Raw genomic sequence first — 15747 nt, forward strand, 5'->3', positions numbered from 1 at the left:
AGCGCTGCGCACGTAGCCGCGCACGGTGTCGAGGCTACGGTGACGCGACACCTCCATGAGCTTGGGCACGCCAGCGCCGGCCCCCGCCGCGCTGGTGAGGAACCCAGCGGGCAGCGAGTGGCTGCTGAAGGTCTGTGTGTCGAAGCCCGCGCGCGGCGTAGTCCTTGACGATGGCTGCCACCGAGCGGTCGGACAGTGCATCGGTGCTCACGCGATCGCCCGTACCCACGCAGCGCAGCACCGGCCCGGTGGTGATGGCCACGGCCCGCAGCCACTCCTGTACCTCCGCGACGGGACAGTGCACCTCGTCGCGCGCGATGGCGATGACCTAGCCGGCGCCTACCTAGCCGGTCTTGGAACGGCGGGTGGTCCGCTCAGCCCTTGCGGCAGCACCTCCAGGTCCTAGATGTTCAAGGTCACGAGTTCGCTGCGGCGGAAGGCGCCGGCAAAGCCCAGTAGCAAGAGGGCACGGTCGCGCCGGCACTGCAGCGTGGCAGGGCACAGGTGCACCATCTCCACCAAGCGCAACGCCGTGGCCGGGGTCTTGCGCGCTGGCACCACGCTGAGCTCGCGGCGGATGCCCTTGAGCGCGGCCGCGACCAGCATTGAGCGCGAGGGCGATTCGACCTGCGCCGAGGCGTAGCGAAAGGGGATGGCCGCGGCGCGCCGGCCGATGGTGGCCACCTTGACGCCGGCGTCGGCCTGTGCGGCCAGGAACGCAGTCACCACCTCGGGCGTGGCTGGGAAGGCGGCCGTGCCGCGCCCGCCGGCGTCGTGGGCCGTGAGGGCGGTGGTGTCAGTGTCAGTCATGGTCGGGCTCCCTCTTGGTTCTTACTTCTGGGAAGCGCCTTATCGCGACAGGCCCTTATCGGCGCGTCAATCGCTGCAGACCGGTAATCGAAGGCGGCCGGCCGAGCGGCATGCGCGCTGACAATCGTGTCCCATGAAAACAAGAAGCCGCTTTTTTCTGATTGCCGCTGCCAGCGTGTTGGCACTGACCGCATGCGATTCGCGCGTGACGTTGCCCAAGGAGATGCGACCGCCAACGGCCGTGTCGGCCGAGCCGGTGACCGGCTTCAAGCAGTGCCGCCAGTTCTTTCCTGGAGAACTGCCGCGTGTGCCGGAACTGCAGGCGCGGCAGTCGCGCGACCTCTGCTACGACGCCTTTGCCGTGCTGCATTCCGGTCGCACCAAAACGCCGATCTTTGCCGTTGAAAAGCTCACCCGCGAGCAGTTGCTGGACGCCAAGGACGAGGAGCGGACCAACCGCTTTTTCCCCGACGCCCGCTTGCCCAGCGCCGAGCGCGCAACGCTGGAGGACTACAAGGGCAGCGGTTTTGACCGCGGTCACATGGCGCCCGCAGCCGACATGCCGACCGCGCAGGCCATGGCTCAGTCCTTCAGCTTGGCCAACATGGTGCCTCAGGCGCCAGAGAACAATCGCAAGACCTGGGCGGGACTTGAAGGCGCCACCAGGGCCTACGTCAAGCGCGCCAAGGGTCCGGTCTACGTCTTTACTGGACCCGTTTACCCCAAGGCCGGCGCGCAGGTGATCGGTAAAGGCCGTGTCTGGGTGCCGGCCCAGCTCTACAAGCTCGTATACGACGCCGGCTCGAACCGGGCTTGGGCGCAATGGGTTGAGAACGCCAACGACGCCCAGGCGGGCAAGCCCATTACGTACCGGGACTTGGTGGCGCGTACCGGCATTGAGTTCTTGCCAGGGATAGACCCTGGCGAGTGAAAAGCAGGTGTCCGTATAGGCTCCACGGCGTTGGGAGCGTCCATTCAATTACCCCATCCAGGCCGGCCGCGCTGAACGCCAGTCCATGCCGGGGTGCAGGTGCAGCCAGGGCGTGGCGAGCTGCCTGGCGAAGATCATCGTCTGGCGGCTGCGGCCGCTGAGCTCGGACGCGATGGACAAGAGCAGGGTTGCGTCGGCGTCGCGCACGTTGGCCTTGGTGCGCTACCGGTAGCCGCCGCCGTCGGGCATCTCGGTGAGCTGGTACTGCGGCGGGATGGTGCCGTTCTCCGCGACCCGTCCGGCCGGACACCAGCCGCCGTGCGGCACACCGCGGGCCAGCGCCCAATCCAGCGCAGCCCGATCCGCACCGGTCTGCCCGCCTGAAACAACACGCTCGATCACCACCCCTGCGGCCCTGCTCTGTTGTTGCGGCACTCAGCCGCGGTTGCACACCGCCTTGCTCAGGCTGCCACCCACCGTGCCCGGTGCGACAGCCATCCAGTCGCCGAACATCATCCCGCCACGCGTGGGCTCGCCGCCGCCCATGCGCCCCCGGTAGCTCTGGTGCTGCAGCAGGCGCTGGCGCCGGCCCTGGCAGTCGACTTCGATGAGAAACAGCTTGGAGAGGTCAAAGTCGATTTCCGGCTCGATCATGTCTTTCATCGCCCAGACCTCCCGCAGTACGCCTTTGGTGCGGACGGAGTCTGTATCGACGTACCAAATCGCCTTGGACTCGTCTTCGCCGAAAGCCGTCCAGGCGGCCCAGGCCGGCGTTGCCGCCAGGATGGCTGCGCCTATCAGCAGTGCTCCCTTGCCCTTCATTGTTTTCTCCCCGCAGTGCCAGGCCATTGTTCGCGGCGGCCTGCGCAGGCGAGAAGGCGGGAAAGTCCTTGGCTGCGGTAGCCCTGGAATCCTCACCGTTAGCGTCATCATGCCGGGTTGACACGCCGCTGGTGGCGGGCATGTGCACGACTTGTGCAGGGCATGCGCGCCAGCCCCTGGGCAGGCCGGCATGGCCAAGAAAAAGCCCGCGTACAGCAGCGGGCCGGAAAGACTACGAGACGCCACAGGAGGGAGTTGAGCGGCGTCCCGTGCCCACCATAACGCAGGTGCTCCAGCCGTCGGCGGCCATCTGCATGAAGGGCTCGGCGGGCCGTTGGCACCGGGCCTCGGCCGCGCGTGGCGCTGGGGTGCCGGTGAGGCGGCTGGCTTCGCCGCTTCAACTACCGCGGCGCTTGACCAGGTCCAGCACGGCCGTGAACTGCGGGTGGCGGCAATGGCGCACCCACTCGAAGAGCACCATCTCGTCGCTGACGATGGTGGCGTCGGCCTCGCGCAGGCGCTGCATGGCCATCTGCTTGTCGGCAGCGCGGCGCGAGCCGCAAGCCGTCTCGGCCACCCAGGTCCGGAATCCGCGCTCCAGCAGCCCCAGGGCGGTTTGCATCAGGCACACGTGCGCTTCGCAGCCCGCAATCACAACCTCGGGCCGGTCGCCTGGCGCACAGCCCTCGGTCAGCAATTCCGCCAGCCCGTCGCTACAGGCGTCGAAGTGCATCTTCGACAGCGTCACGTCGCAGCGTCGACGCAGGGGTTGTTGTACTTTTCCAGAAAAATGGTGCGGGTCTGCGCGATTTCTCCTTTGATATCAAGCACTTAGCGAAAGGCATACATTGGCCTTGACGCTTGACGCGTAAGTGCTTGATCTATTTAACGTTTTTTCATCGAAGCGCACCATTCTGATGAAAAAGTACGACATCCCCACACCGGCCCACGGACGGTTCAACCGTTCGGCTTCAATGTCACCTTGGTCCAGCCGTCCTGGCGTTCGTCGAAGTTCTTGTACGCCTCGGGCGCCTGCTCCAGCGGCAACTCGTGCGAGACGATCCACGAAGGCTTGACCTTCTCCTGCTCGATGAGGCGGCTGAGGAAGCGGTTGTAGGCCTTTACCGGACACTGGCCCGTGCCCATCTTCTGGCCCTTGAACCAGAACATGCCGAAGTCGAAAGCCATTTGTCCGCGCCGCTGCAGCTTGTCCTGCCCGTTCGGATCTTGCGGCACGAACACGCCCACCACCCCGATGTGGCCGGTAAACTTCACCGCATTCACGAGGTTGTTCATGGTGAGGTTGGGCACTTCGTGCTGATGCATGTTGCAGCACTGGTAGCCCACGCATTCGCAGCCGCAGTCCGCGCCGCGCCCGCCGGTCAGCTCCATGACGCGCTCGATGCCGCCGCCCTCGGTGTCGTCGATCGCCACCGCGCCGATCTTCTCGGCCAACGCCAGCCTGTCCTTGTGAGTATCGACCACCATCACCAGGCTCGCGCCCTTGACCGTGGCCGATAGAGCCGCCATCAGGCCTACGGGGCCGGCGCCGTAGATCACCACCGACTCGCCGGGACGCAGTTGCGCCATCTCGGTGGCGTGGTAGCCCGTGGGGAAGATGTCGGAGAGCATCACGTAGTCGTTCTGCTTCTCCTGGGCGTCGCGCGGCAAGATGAGGCAGTTGTAGTCGGCATAGGGCACGCGCAGCAGCTCCGCCTGCCCGCCGTGGTAGGGCCCCATGTCGGCGAAGCCGTAGGCGGCGCCGGCAAGCCCCGGGTTGGCGGTCAGGCAGTAGTTGCTCAGTCCACGCTCGCAGTTTTCACAGAAGCCGCAGCCGATGTTGAAAGGCATGGACACCATGTCCCCAACCTTCACCCGGTCCACGGCGGGCCCGACTTCGATCACTTCGCCCACGTTCTCATGACCGAGGATGCGGCCCGGCCGCATGTCAGTCCGCCCTTCGTACATGTGAAGGTCCGAGCCGCAGATGTTGGTGCGGGTGATGCGCACCAGCGCATCGGTCGGACGCTCGATGCGGGCGTCGGGCATGTCCTGCACTTGGACATCGCGCGGCCCGTTGTAGACCAGTGCCTTCATGACGCCACCTTCTTCTTTCTGGCCGGCGCGGGCGCCGACGCTCCGGTTTGCAATTCCTTCTTGCGTGCATAGAGCGCGGGCACCATGCCGCGCAGGTCGGCCGTGGAGTAGCGCGCCTTCAGGAACATCTGTTCGCGCTCTTCCATCACATGGTCCATCACGATGGCGAACAGCTGCTTGACCGTGTCGTCATAGCCAGCGTCCGTGGGAGCCATGCCCTGAATCCGGGCGATGGCCTCCTTGGCTTCAGCGTGCTCTTGCAACGCCTCTTCCATCAGCGCATCGTCCTTGATCGCCTCGCGCACGCGCGGGTAGAAGATCTCCTCTTCGATCTGCGTGTGCACGGTGAGGTCCTGGCAGATCTTCAGGGCCAGTTGCTGCTTTGCCTTGGACGACCCACCGTCATCACACAGGCCTTGGTAGTCGAGGAACAGCTTCTGGACCAGCTTGTGGTCTGCATCCAGCAGGTCGACCGCATCTTCATAAAAAAGGGTGGCGCTCACCTGGACTCCTTATGGCAGTAAGGCAGGAATGTGAGCACACAACTTCCATGCGGTACAAGGACACATCACTGTTGATATAGCTGGTTTGTGCTTTGCCCGGCCGCTGCAACTTGGTGCAGATACTTCCCACTAACCGGGGCGGGTCTCAATCCATGGTGCCCCAGTGGACCGTGTCTCGGCCCCGAAGACCGGGCTATACCTGGGGCCCGTGTGCAGACAGCCCGGGGCATCCGGGTCACACGACAACTTGGAAACGCCTGCGTTCTGAACGATCATCGAAGCAAGTTGAGCGCATGGTGCGCTGCAGTTCCGTCATCGCGAGCCGCTGACGCAATCGTCGATGGGCCGACCCCAGTAGCGCGATTCGCTCAAGCCGAGATCACGCTGCTCTTTGGTAATCGGCAGCGGTGACCGTCAATCGTGACGCAAGCGGATGGCGGCTACCCCTTGCTCGTTGAGTGAGCTACCAGGCGGTCTACCGTGTCACCGCAGCGCTGCCCGGCGAGGTGGCCGATATCCGTGCGGCGGTGGCGTTCGCCGTACGTTGGCTTGAGTTCTTTTCGGACAGAGCAAGGCACGGTCTGCAGGCCCACACAGACGGTGTTCGGTGAACACGGGCGCTGCAGTTCCGGGAGTGGCACACGGGCACCGGGCTTGCCGGCCACGACGCCACCGTCAACCGGAACTCACCATGCGTGCCATGACCTACCGCGGACCGTACCGGATTCGCGTCATCGACAAACCCATTCCCGAGATCGAGCACCCACGCGACGCCATTGTTCGCGTCACCCGCGCTTGCATTTGCGGTTCGGACCTGCACCTTTACCACGGGATGATGCCCGACCCCCGCGTCGGTCAGACGTTCGGCCACGAGTTCGTCGGAGTCGTTGAGGACGTGGGCACTGACGTGCGCACGCCGAAGGCCGGAGACCGAGTTTTGGTCCCATTCAACATCTTCTGCGGCGAGTGCTACTTTTGTCAGAAGCAACTGTTCAGCAACTGCCACAACGTCAATCCGAATGCAACGGCCGTGGGCGGGATCTACGGGTACTCGCACACCACGGGCGGCTACGATGGCGGCCAAGCCGAGTATGTGCGCGTTCCGTTCGCCGATGCCGGGCCGATGAAGATCCCGGACACGATCGACGACGACAACGCGGCGCTCTGCACCGACGCCTACCCGACGGGCTACCAGGCCGCCGAGATGGCCGAGATCAAGCGCGGCGATTCCGTGGTGGTGTTCGGTGCCGGCCCGGTAGGGTTGTTCGCGGCGAAGTCGGCATGGTTCATGGGAGCCGGCCGGGTCATGATTGTTGACCACTACGACTATCGGCTCGAGTTCGCGAAGAGGTTCGCGCAATGCGAGACGCTCAACTTTCGCGACGTCCGGGATCCCGTCTGGCACCTCAAGAAAGAGACCGACTGGCTGGGCTGGGACGCGGCCATCGACGCGGTGGGCTGCGATGCGACCGGGGACACGTTGCACCGGTTCGTCGGCATCCGGCCGCTCAAGCTGCAGGCCGGCGCCGCGAATGCGCTCAACTGGGCCACCGACTCGGTGAGGAAGGGCGGCGTCGTGTCCATCATCGGTGCCTACGGCCCGCCATTCAACCTGGTCGCGATCGGCGACGCGATGAACAAGGGCCTGACGATCCGCACGAACCAGGCGAGCGTCAAGCGCAACCTGCCCCGCTGCATCGAGCACATCGAAGCCGGGCACATCAACCCGAAGGACATCATCACCCACCGCTTTGCGCTCGAGGACATCAGCGAGGGGTACCACGTGTTCGCCAACAAGCTTGACGGCTGCATCAAGCCGATGGTCATCCCATCCACCGGACACTGAGGAGCCCACCATGGACCAACGAGTTCATTCTTCCTCACAAGACATCCTTGATGAGCCCGTGCCGGGTGGCTACTCGCTGACTACAGAGCAACGCCGGTCGGTTGATTTTGCTGCCACGATCAACGGGTGGGGCTCTGACCTCGACCCGGCGACGCGACCCGGCGTGCCGCGCGACAAGGCGCCCGATATCGGCGTTGAGTCGCTCTACCCGCCGATCGAACAGCAGGTGCCCAGGATCAAGATCCACAAGTCCATCGAGCACGGGAAGCTGACGCCGGTGTTCGGCACCTCATGCCCGCCGCAGGGGTTGAGCGGGGCCATCCGCGACTTCGCCTATCGGTTCAGCGAAGGCCAGCTGCCTCACTGGCTGACGCTGCTGCTCGCTGACCGCGTCAACGTGGTTGAGGATCTCGTCGGTGACCTGGCACAACTGCGCGTGCCCAACCTGCCGAAGGAGCTCGGCTTGGCGGCGCAATGGCGATACAACCGCGCCGGATTCGTCAAGGGCGTTGCCATTGCCGGCCTGTGCGTGCTGGGCCTCGTGGCCTACACACGCTCGCGGCGCAAGTAGGTGGTCATCGACTCGCCGCAAGCGGGTGCAGCGATTGACGGGGCGGCTCTTTTCCGGCTGCCTTCGACAGCCGGGCCAACGAGCGCGATGTCAGCGCGCACCTTCAGGCCCACGCCGAACGCCTGGTGGACCTGCTGCAGCGGCGCATGCAGAACTACGAGTACGGCCTGGTAGGCGCACGGGGTGCGGTGCTTGCTGCCGATCGCACGGCGCAGCGGTTTTCGCGCGAGAACGTCCAGTGCTTCACGTCGTCCTTCGCATTGCACAAGCGCTACCCTGGCTCGCGCGGCTTCGGCTTCGTGCGCCGTGTGCCGTGCACCCAAGAGGCCGCCTTCGTGGCGGCCATGCGGCGCGAGTACGGACCGTCGTTCAGCATCCACGAGGTGCTGCCCGCGCTCAGCACACCGGCGCAAGAGGATCTTGCAGACCGCTACGTGGTGCAGTTCGTCAAGCCCCGCGTGCGCAACGTCGAAGCCGAAGGGCTCGATCTGGCCAGCAGGGAGCACCGTTGCGCCACCTTGCGCAGTGCCATGCTCACCGGCGAGGCGCGGCTCTCACCGCCGTTGCCCCTTACGCAGGCACGCCTTTCCCGGCCACGGCTTCCTGCTGTGCCTGCCGGTCTACGCCGGTGTGCAACTGCCGCCAGTTGGCGAGCGCGAAGCGGCCACCCGGGGCCAGCATCAGCGACACGGGCACATCAGGATGGCGCGCCACGCATAGCATGGCAAGGGTGCCGCCCAGCGAGTGCCCCAGCAGGTGCGGCCGTTGACCGGTGCAGCAGCGCACCAGCACAAGGCAACCGGCGATGGCGGAGACGTATTCCTCCAGCTCCCATTCCACCGGTGCCAAGGTCCACGTCCAGTAACTGCGCGACCAGCGCCACTTATTCCACCAGCCCCTTCAACAACCCTCAGCGCGAGTACCAATGCCTGGAGGTGTCCAAGAGCGCCCGAAAAGTTGCCTGGGCTACGCAAGACTTGATTCGGCACATTGCCATCGCTGCCGAGCCTGTGCAGCTACGGCTTCAATCCTGTCCCGGCGGCACTTCCAGCGTCAGCGTGACGCTGAACGTACTGCCCTGCCCTGGCAAACTCGCCACCTGCAGCGTCCCGCCCATCATGTCCACCAGGCGCCGCACGATGGACAGGCCCAGCCCCGTGCCACCGAAGCGCCGCGTGGTAGAGCTGTCGGCCTGCGTGAACGGCTGGAACACGGCGGCCTGCTTGTCGAGCGGAATGCCGATGCCCGTGTCTGCCACCTCGAAGCGAAGCATGACCTGTGACGGCGGCTGGCCCGCTGCAGCGACGGACGGTGTCAGCTGAGCTACCCGCAGGGTGACACTGCCGGCCTTGGTGAACTTCACGGCGTTGCCCAGCAGGTTGGCCAGGATCTGCTTGAGCCGCGTCGGGTCGCCGATGAGGCGCTGCGGCAGCCCCGACTCCAACTCGAACTTCAGCCGCAGGTTCTTCTGCGCCGCCGGTAACTCCACAAACGCGCGGGCCTGCTGCAGCAGTGTGGGCAGGTCAAAGGGCGCAGACTCCAGGTGCATCTCACCGGCCTCGATCTTGGACAGGTCCAGGATGTCGCTGACAAGCGCGAGCAGTTGCCCGGCGGCGGCATTGACGTGGGTGATGAACATGCGCTGCCGCTCGTTCAGCTCGGTTTGCGCAAGCAGTTGGCCCAGTCCGATGACGGCGTTGAGCGGCGTGCGGATCTCATGGCTCATGTGGGCCAGGAACGTGCTTTTGGCCCGGTTGGCGGCATGGGCCGCGTCGTGCGCGGCGGCCAGTTCGGCGGTGCGCTCCTGCACGCGCCGCTCCAGCGTGGCATTGAGTGCGGCCAGCGCCGCCTGGGTGTTGCGCGCAGCCGTCACGTCGGTCGTGGCTTCCATCACGGCAGCTGGATGCCCCTGTGCGTCGCGGCGAAGCGCTTTGCGTACCGCGACGATCAATTCCTTGCCTTCGCGCGTGGAGTGGCGCAGGTCGCCAACCCACTCGCCCTCGCGCTCCAACACGGCCTCCACCTCAGGGTGCGGCATAGGGAAGACCGTGCGCAGCAACTCCTGCGCGTTGCGACCCACGGCCTCCTGCGCCGTCCATCCGTAGAGGCGCTCGCACCCCTTGGACCAGTGAAGGATCGTGCCATCGAGGTCACGCACGAAGGCCGTGGCCAGATCCAGCGTCGCTGTCAGTTCTCCCAGCGCCCGGTTGCGCGCTTCAATGGCATCTTCAGCTCGTGCAAAGCCCTGGCGCAGCAGCTCCAGTTCGCGGATCGACGCCGACGGGATCGAAGCTGCCGACGTGTCCGGGGTGCCAGCTGCCAGCGCCGCGGCATGGTGGCCCAGCGCACGCACCGGCCGCAGCACCTTGCGCGCTGCCAGGACAGCGAGCACCCCGGCAGCCACGAAAAGAACAGCGCCCCCGGCCGCAAGCGCCAGCACCGGGCCTTGCCAGGCCGAGTCGAAGACAGTTGCCGGTTCGCCCACGAAAACCCGCCAGCCCGTGGCCCCGGGGACAGCCTGGAACGCAGCCACGTGCTCCACGCCGTCAAGCGTCCTGCCTCGCAAGGTTCCCTCGGCACGTCCCTCGAACTGCGCGCGCACGCCGGCAGGGGCCAGCCGACCGACAAGCTGCTCATGCAGCGCGTCCGAGCGCGCGACGAGGGCACTGCGCCCGTCTGTGATGGAAGCGAAGGCACCGGGCGGTAGCGCCTGGGCGGCCAGCAACTCCCGCAGCCGCTCGGACGTGAGCCGCACTGCCAGCACGTAACCGATACGCCCCGCGCGCTCCACAGCCACGGCCACGCCCACGACGGCGTGGCCCGTGCTCGCGTCGCGAAGGAGGTCCGTCACCAGCGGGCCGCCCGTGACGACCATGGCCTTGAAGTCGGGCACCGAGCCGGTGCCGAGCGGCGCGCCTGGGGGCAGCGCTGTGTTGACGAGATGGCGCATCGACGCGCTGTCCATCAACACGAGCGATGTACCCAGCGCGTGTGCCACGCGGCGGGCCTCCGTCTCGAAGCCGGCCAGGTCGGGCACCGGTCCATCGAGGCTGCGCGAGGCGGCCAGAGCGGTTGCGGCGCTGCGGTAGCCGCCGACCTCCCGGTCCACAGCCAGCGCCAAGGCGGCTGCAGTGTCCGCAAGGCGTGCCTCGGCGGCTGCCTGGCCTGCGCGCACCGCGCGCCACGTCGCGTAGCCCCCGACGGCCAGTGAGGGCAGCAGCACGGCGAGCAACAAAGCCAGCAGCAGTGCTCTGAGCCGCAGGGGCGGCAGGCCAGGGGGCGGTGGCTCGGCCAACGATGCCCCGGGCAGAGGCTGCGGCGTGCGCTCGTCGCTCATGGCAGGCCTCCTGCCGCTAGGACAGGCCCGCTGGCGCATGCGCACAAGGGGCGCTGGCGCGACCGGTGACGTCGACGGCCAGGCAAGCCGCGGGGCTCGTCCGGTTCGTGCCACAGCCCGCAGCAATGGCACACGTGGCCGCCGCTCACGGGCTTCCTGATCAACATACTGCTACTTTCCTCGACGTCTTGCGTCAGCGCACGGGATCAGATGGATGCTTGCTCAACTTTACGCAGAGCGCGGTGCAGACCCGCACGATGGTGTCGTACCGGTCGCGGTGCAAGGCCTCATGCGACGGCCCGGCGTCCCGGGCCATTTGTGCCATGCCGCGCGTGGACGCCACTGCGCCCAGCGCAGCCGCAATTCCTGCAGCAAGGGGCGCACGGACTGTCCGTGCAGTTTGGTGCGCTTCGGGTTCAAAAGGGAAAATGAACCAAGGGCTTGCAAGTTTGGCTGAGTGGTTGTCGTGCGAATTTCTGCAGGTGCTTGTATGGCAACAAAGATTCCACCATCGCTGCACCCACCTCACGAAAAGTCCGGTTACCCCAGGCCGGCAAGGACCGAGGGATCCAACCGGTCCAGCACCTCGTGCAGAGAAAGCTCCGAGCCAAGGTGCATGGGGTTGACCGCCACCAGCGTCAGCGCGGCATCGCGGTGCAAGGTAGGGCGGGTTCGAACATGCCCGCACTCTGCCCGGCAGCCTGCGCCGGTGGTATGAGCAGTTGGGCGCACCAGCGACCGGATCAGATCGGTGCGGTCGAGGCGATGCCAACGCGCGCTGCGTCACCGACCAGCCGCGCCAGCGTGCGTATGGCGCGCTCGAGCGTCCCGTCCCAGCGCTGACCGCAGGTCAGCCGGATATGGTGCCGGAACTCGGCGCGCGCCGAGAACATCGGTCCCGGAGCCAGGCTGATGTGGTGTGCCAGCGCGGTACGGTGCAGGGCCATCGCGTCGACCCCGACGGGCAGTTCGACCCACACGAAATAGCCGCCGGCTGGCCGCACCACCCGCGTTCCGTGCGGAAAGTGCCGGTTCACGGCGTCGAACAGGCTGCTGCGCTGTGCCTGCAGAGACTGGCGCAGGGTTCGCAGGTGGTGGTCGTAGCCGCCTTCCTGCAGGTAGTCGGCCAGCGCCGCCTGCACCGGGATCGTTCCCGACAGGCTCGTCAACAGCTTCAGCCGCTCAACCTTGTGCGCCAGCCGGCCGGGCGCAGCCCAGCCGACGCGGTAGCCTGGCGCCAAGCACTTCGAGAACGACGAGCAGTGCAGCACCAAGCCGCGGCGGTCGAAGGCCTTGGCTGGCAGCGGCGCCACGTTGCCTTCGTAGAGCTCCGAATAGACGTCGTCTTCGATCAAAGGCACGTCGTGGCGGGCGAGCAGTTCAACGAGGTCGTGCTTCTTCGACTCGGGCATCAGGCAGCCGAGCGGGTTCTGGAAGGTCGTCATCAGCCAGCAGGCCTGCGGGCGGTAAAGCTCGATTACCTGCGTTAGGCGGCCGAGATCAATGCCATCGCGCACATGGGTCGGCACCTCAATGGCGCGCAGGCCCAGGCGCTGCAGGGCCTGCAGCGCCATGTAGAAGGTCGGGGACTCGACCACCACCGAATCACCCGGCCGCGTCACCGCGTTCAAGCACAGGTTCAGCGCCTCCATCGCACCGTGGGTAAGCACGATCTCGTCGGTGGCCACGGTCAGGCCCTGACGCAGGTAACGCTTGGCAATTTCGCGCTTGAGACGCAGGTTGCCCGGTGGCAGGTCGTCGACCATATTCCAGGGTTCAAGCCGCCGTGTGCTCGAGATCAGCGAGCGACGCAGTCGATCGAGAGGAAACAAGGTCGGGCTCGGGAACGCGGAACCGAAGGGCACAATGTCGCGAGCGCGTGACAAGCCAAGACACGTGTAGATCAGGTCGTTGATCTCGACGGTCTGGGATCCGGACTGGGGTGCCGAAGTTTGCGGCTCCGCGAGCAGCACGCCATCGGCGCGTGCGGCGACGAAGTAGCCCGAGCGCGGCTCCGCGCGGACGAGGCCTCGGGATTCGAGCAGGTAGTAAGCCTGGGAAACCGTGCTTGGGCTCAGGCCCCGACTGCCACGAGCCTGGCGCAAGGAAGGCAAGCGATCGCCGGGGCGCAGCACCCCAGCAGCAATCTGCTGCTCGAGTTCTCGCGCGAGCAGTTCGAACTTCGTGGCAGCGGCGGTTGGGCGATCACGCATGGTGCCGGCACCGCGCCTCGGTCGACTGCTGGGTGGGTGGCGTTGTCGCAGTCTAAGCGTTGTGCAGGGCGATGCAAGCGTCGGCACGGTGCCGCGTGGACCCGGAAGACCTGCTGAACCTTCTAGCCAGGGATTTAGCAGTGACCATGAAAGAATCCCTCACTCGACCTTGACGCCGGCTTCCCTGATCACGGAAGCCCACTTGGTCATTTCGGACTTCAACGTGCTGCGGAATTCCTCAGGCGAACTGGGTGTCAGCTCGAGTCCCTGGTCGCCGAGCTGTTTCTGCACCTCCGTGCGCGCTAGCACCTTGCGCAACGACGCGTTGATGCTATCGACCACGTCTTTGGGCATGTCACGTGGTCCGACGATCCCAAACCAGGCGTTGGTTTCAAAACCCGGGAGACCGGATTCTGAAACCGTGGGCACGTCGGGCATCGCGGGCGAGCGCTTGGCACTGGTGACTGCCAAGGCGCGGACCCGGCCCGCCTTCACATGCGGCACTGCAGTGGCCATCTGGTCGAACAGCAGCTCGATCTGGCCGCCCATCACGTCGGTCATGGCCATTGCATTGCCCTTGTAGGGCACGTGCTTGATGTCCACGCTGGCCGTGCGCTTGAACAATTCGCAAGCCAGGTGCTGGGACGTGCCGTTGCCACCCGAGCCGCAGTTCAGGGATCCGGGCTTGGCTTTAGCCAGCGCAACCAGTTCGGTGATGTTCTTCGCCGCAAAGTTGTTGCTGCTGACAATCATCAGCGGCGACGACGCAAGCATGGAGATGGGTGTGAAGTCTTCGATCGGATCGAACGGCACCTTGGCGAACAGGCCCGAGTTGGTGACGTGTGTGATGGGAACCACCATCAGGGTGTAGCCGTCCGCCGGTTGGCGGGCGACGTACTGCGATCCGATGATGCCGCTCGCACCTGCCCGGTTCTCGACGATGACGCTCTGCTTCCAGGCTTCGCCGAGCTTCACGGCCAGCACGCGAGAAAGCAAGTCGACGGTGCCGCCCGGCGGGAATGCAGCGATGATGGTGACCGGTTTGGCCGGATAGGCCTGCTCCGCAAGCACCGGGGCGCTGGCGCCCAGCCACAGCGTTGCTGCTGCAACGGTCAAGAATGAAAGAGCCTTCATGTTGAGAACTCTCGGGTTGAGGGTTTGACCGGAGGCTTAGGCAGCCTGTGGCATGAGCTTTTCGGCCGCCGATCCCACGTCTATGCCTTGCTTGCCCAGGACGCTTTGCAGTTGGCGCACGTCGAGCGCCGCGGGCGTGACGCCCTTCTCGGCCGCCAGCGCGGCGCCGATCCCGGCAATCTGCCCGGTCACCAGGCAGCAGTACTGACCACGGGTCCACATGTCTGCTTCGTGCGTGACGGACAGCACGCGGCCACCCACGGTCATGCCTTCAACCTTGTTCGGCGTGAACACGCGCCAGGGAATCTCGAACCACGTCAGGTCGGTGGTCACGGTGCGGTAGACGGCGTCATTCGGTGCGCCTTCGCCGCCCTCGGCCTTGTGCCAGTCGCGCCCTGCTGCCATGTGCCGCCAGACGCGGATCACGCTGTCGTCGAACGTACGTTGCGCAACCAGATCCTCCTGCGGCAACACGTAGGGCCCGCGCACCCGGCGTGTTTCCCGCACACCGACCGTCGGCGACGAGTCGATTACGAAGGCATTCTCAAAGCCGGGGATGTATTTGCGGATCACGTTCTTCAACTGCCGGTTCTGCAGCCGGGCCTGAGTGTCGGCGCGCGAGATGTCCCAGGCGTTGGTGCCGTCGACGCCGTAGACGCGCGAGTTGTTCACCGTGACGATGCCGTGCGCAACGTCGATCCCTTCGAACCGGAGGTAATGGATCTCTTCCGGAAGCTCGCCAGCCGCGCGAGCCTTGTCGGCGATATGGAAGAAGCCAGACAGCCGGACGAGCCCCTTTTCGGGCTGAATGATGTGAAAGTTGGGGTCTGCGGTGAAGTACTCTTTCGGTTGGCTGCGGCAGTACTCGATCACTTTGCCCAAATCGACACCCCCGAGCCTGAAGAGCACACTCATCGGTCGCATCTTGTTGTCCTTCTCGCGCCCCTTGACGTATTCGGCACCTGCTGCGGCGGCGACGTCGGCATCACCTGTTGCGTCGACAACGGTTTTCGCCAGAATCGCTTGGCGGCCCGATTTGTTCTGGATGATCACGCCCTTGATGCGCGAGCCTTCCATGATCGCGTCCTCGATCCAGGTGTAGTTCAGCACTTCGACGTTGGCCTGCTGCAGCAGGTCGACAGCGGCCTGCTTGAAGCCCTCGGGGTCGAATGGAAAGGTCGGCCCCGTGATGTTGCCTTCCCCGCGCTCGGCCAGCGTCAGTGCGACTTCGCGAGCCACGCCGGTCATGCGTGACACCGGCACGTTCCAGGTGTTCATGAGGACCGCCGTGGCGGCTCCCCCCAGGAACGCGTTTTTCTCGATGACCATCGTTTTGGCGCCGGCACGGGCGGCGCCGAGCGCCGCACCGATGCCGGAGACGCCGCCGCCGCACACCAGCACATCGACTTCTCGAACGATTGGCGTGTTTCGGGGCGGCTCAACGAGAAATCGCTCCTGGCTGTTGATGGAAGTGGCTTGCATG

At 65.6% G+C, this 15747-nt stretch carries 14 protein-coding genes and 2 pseudogenes; 4 read left to right on the forward strand and 12 right to left on the reverse strand.

All coding sequences use genetic code 11. From position 1 onward, the window contains the following. Window positions 1–34: 34 nt before the first annotated feature. Together SM757_RS04545 and SM757_RS04550 are read right to left on the reverse strand one after the other, a co-directional pair. Window positions 35–262, reverse strand: coding sequence for a site-specific integrase (locus SM757_RS04545; RefSeq protein WP_322464523.1), 228 nt, complete (start codon window positions 260–262; stop codon window positions 35–37). A gap of 140 nt (window positions 263–402) precedes the next feature. Beyond that, window positions 403–810, reverse strand: a complete 408-nt coding sequence (locus tag SM757_RS04550) for a hypothetical protein (protein ID WP_322464524.1) — start codon at window positions 808–810, stop codon at window positions 403–405. Between the two features lie 223 nt (window positions 811–1033). Here SM757_RS04550 and SM757_RS04555 point away from each other — a divergent pair, with 223 nt between their 5' ends. After that, a complete protein-coding gene (locus SM757_RS04555; protein WP_322464629.1) occupies window positions 1034–1741 on the forward strand; it encodes a DNA/RNA non-specific endonuclease in 708 nt (235 codons plus the stop codon). 48 nt (window positions 1742–1789) lie between these two features. On the opposite strand, the pseudogene SM757_RS04560 reads toward SM757_RS04555, so the two are convergent. From SM757_RS04560 to SM757_RS04580, 5 genes and pseudogenes are all read right to left on the reverse strand, one after another. Beyond that, window positions 1790–2176, reverse strand: a pseudogene (locus tag SM757_RS04560) (YpsA SLOG family protein). Beyond that, a complete protein-coding gene (locus SM757_RS04565; RefSeq protein WP_322464525.1) occupies window positions 2177–2563 on the reverse strand; it encodes a surface-adhesin E family protein in 387 nt (128 codons plus the stop codon). It abuts the pseudogene before it with no gap. Window positions 2564–2960: 397 nt separating this feature from the next. Beyond that, window positions 2961–3329 (reverse strand): isochorismatase family protein, encoded by a 369-nt coding sequence (locus tag SM757_RS04570; protein ID WP_407655741.1) that lies wholly within the window; start codon window positions 3327–3329, stop codon window positions 2961–2963. A 191-nt stretch (window positions 3330–3520) separates the two neighbouring features. Further along, on the reverse strand, window positions 3521–4660 hold the full coding sequence (locus tag SM757_RS04575; RefSeq protein ID WP_322464527.1) for a glutathione-independent formaldehyde dehydrogenase: 1140 nt from the start codon (window positions 4658–4660) through the stop codon (window positions 3521–3523). Next, a complete protein-coding gene (locus tag SM757_RS04580; protein WP_322464528.1) occupies window positions 4657–5163 on the reverse strand; it encodes a hemerythrin domain-containing protein in 507 nt (168 codons plus the stop codon). The genes SM757_RS04575 and SM757_RS04580 overlap by 4 nt, the downstream gene beginning before the upstream one ends. A 691-nt stretch (window positions 5164–5854) precedes the next feature. On the opposite strand from SM757_RS04580, the gene SM757_RS04585 reads away from it, so the two are divergent. The 3 genes and pseudogenes from SM757_RS04585 to SM757_RS35530 form a co-directional block, all read left to right on the forward strand. Continuing rightward, window positions 5855–7009 carry a zinc-dependent alcohol dehydrogenase gene (locus tag SM757_RS04585; RefSeq protein WP_322464529.1) on the forward strand — a complete coding sequence of 385 codons (1155 nt, stop codon included), beginning with the start codon at window positions 5855–5857 and terminating at the stop codon, window positions 7007–7009. 10 nt (window positions 7010–7019) lie between these two features. Beyond that, a complete protein-coding gene (locus SM757_RS04590) occupies window positions 7020–7580 on the forward strand; it encodes a hypothetical protein (protein WP_322464530.1) in 561 nt (186 codons plus the stop codon). A 146-nt stretch (window positions 7581–7726) separates the two neighbouring features. Then, window positions 7727–8101: pseudogene (locus SM757_RS35530) on the forward strand (CHASE domain-containing protein); the annotation flags it as partial. Window positions 8102–8150: 49 nt separating this feature from the next. Here the strand turns inward: SM757_RS35530 and SM757_RS04595 are convergent. The 5 genes from SM757_RS04595 to SM757_RS04615 all read right to left on the reverse strand — a co-directional run bounded on the left by SM757_RS04595 (window position 8151) and on the right by SM757_RS04615 (window position 15746). Continuing rightward, complete coding sequence (locus SM757_RS04595) at window positions 8151–8420, reverse strand: alpha/beta fold hydrolase (RefSeq protein ID WP_322464531.1); 270 nt, start codon at window positions 8418–8420, stop codon at window positions 8151–8153. Between the two features lie 184 nt (window positions 8421–8604). Beyond that, window positions 8605–10917, reverse strand: coding sequence for an ATP-binding protein (locus tag SM757_RS04600; protein ID WP_322464532.1), 2313 nt, complete (start codon window positions 10915–10917; stop codon window positions 8605–8607). A 743-nt stretch (window positions 10918–11660) separates the two neighbouring features. Then, window positions 11661–13130 carry an aminotransferase-like domain-containing protein gene (locus tag SM757_RS04605; RefSeq protein ID WP_322464533.1) on the reverse strand — a complete coding sequence of 490 codons (1470 nt, stop codon included), beginning with the start codon at window positions 13128–13130 and terminating at the stop codon, window positions 11661–11663. Between the two features lie 159 nt (window positions 13131–13289). Continuing rightward, window positions 13290–14264, reverse strand: a complete 975-nt coding sequence (locus SM757_RS04610) for a Bug family tripartite tricarboxylate transporter substrate binding protein (RefSeq protein ID WP_322464534.1) — start codon at window positions 14262–14264, stop codon at window positions 13290–13292. Window positions 14265–14300: 36 nt separating this feature from the next. Further along, window positions 14301–15746, reverse strand: coding sequence for an FAD-dependent oxidoreductase (locus SM757_RS04615; RefSeq protein WP_322464535.1), 1446 nt, complete (start codon window positions 15744–15746; stop codon window positions 14301–14303). Window position 15747: the final 1 nt, after the last annotated feature.

Source organism: Azohydromonas lata (assembly GCF_034427735.1).
Taxonomy (GTDB): Bacteria; Pseudomonadota; Gammaproteobacteria; order Burkholderiales; family Burkholderiaceae_C; genus Azohydromonas; species Azohydromonas lata.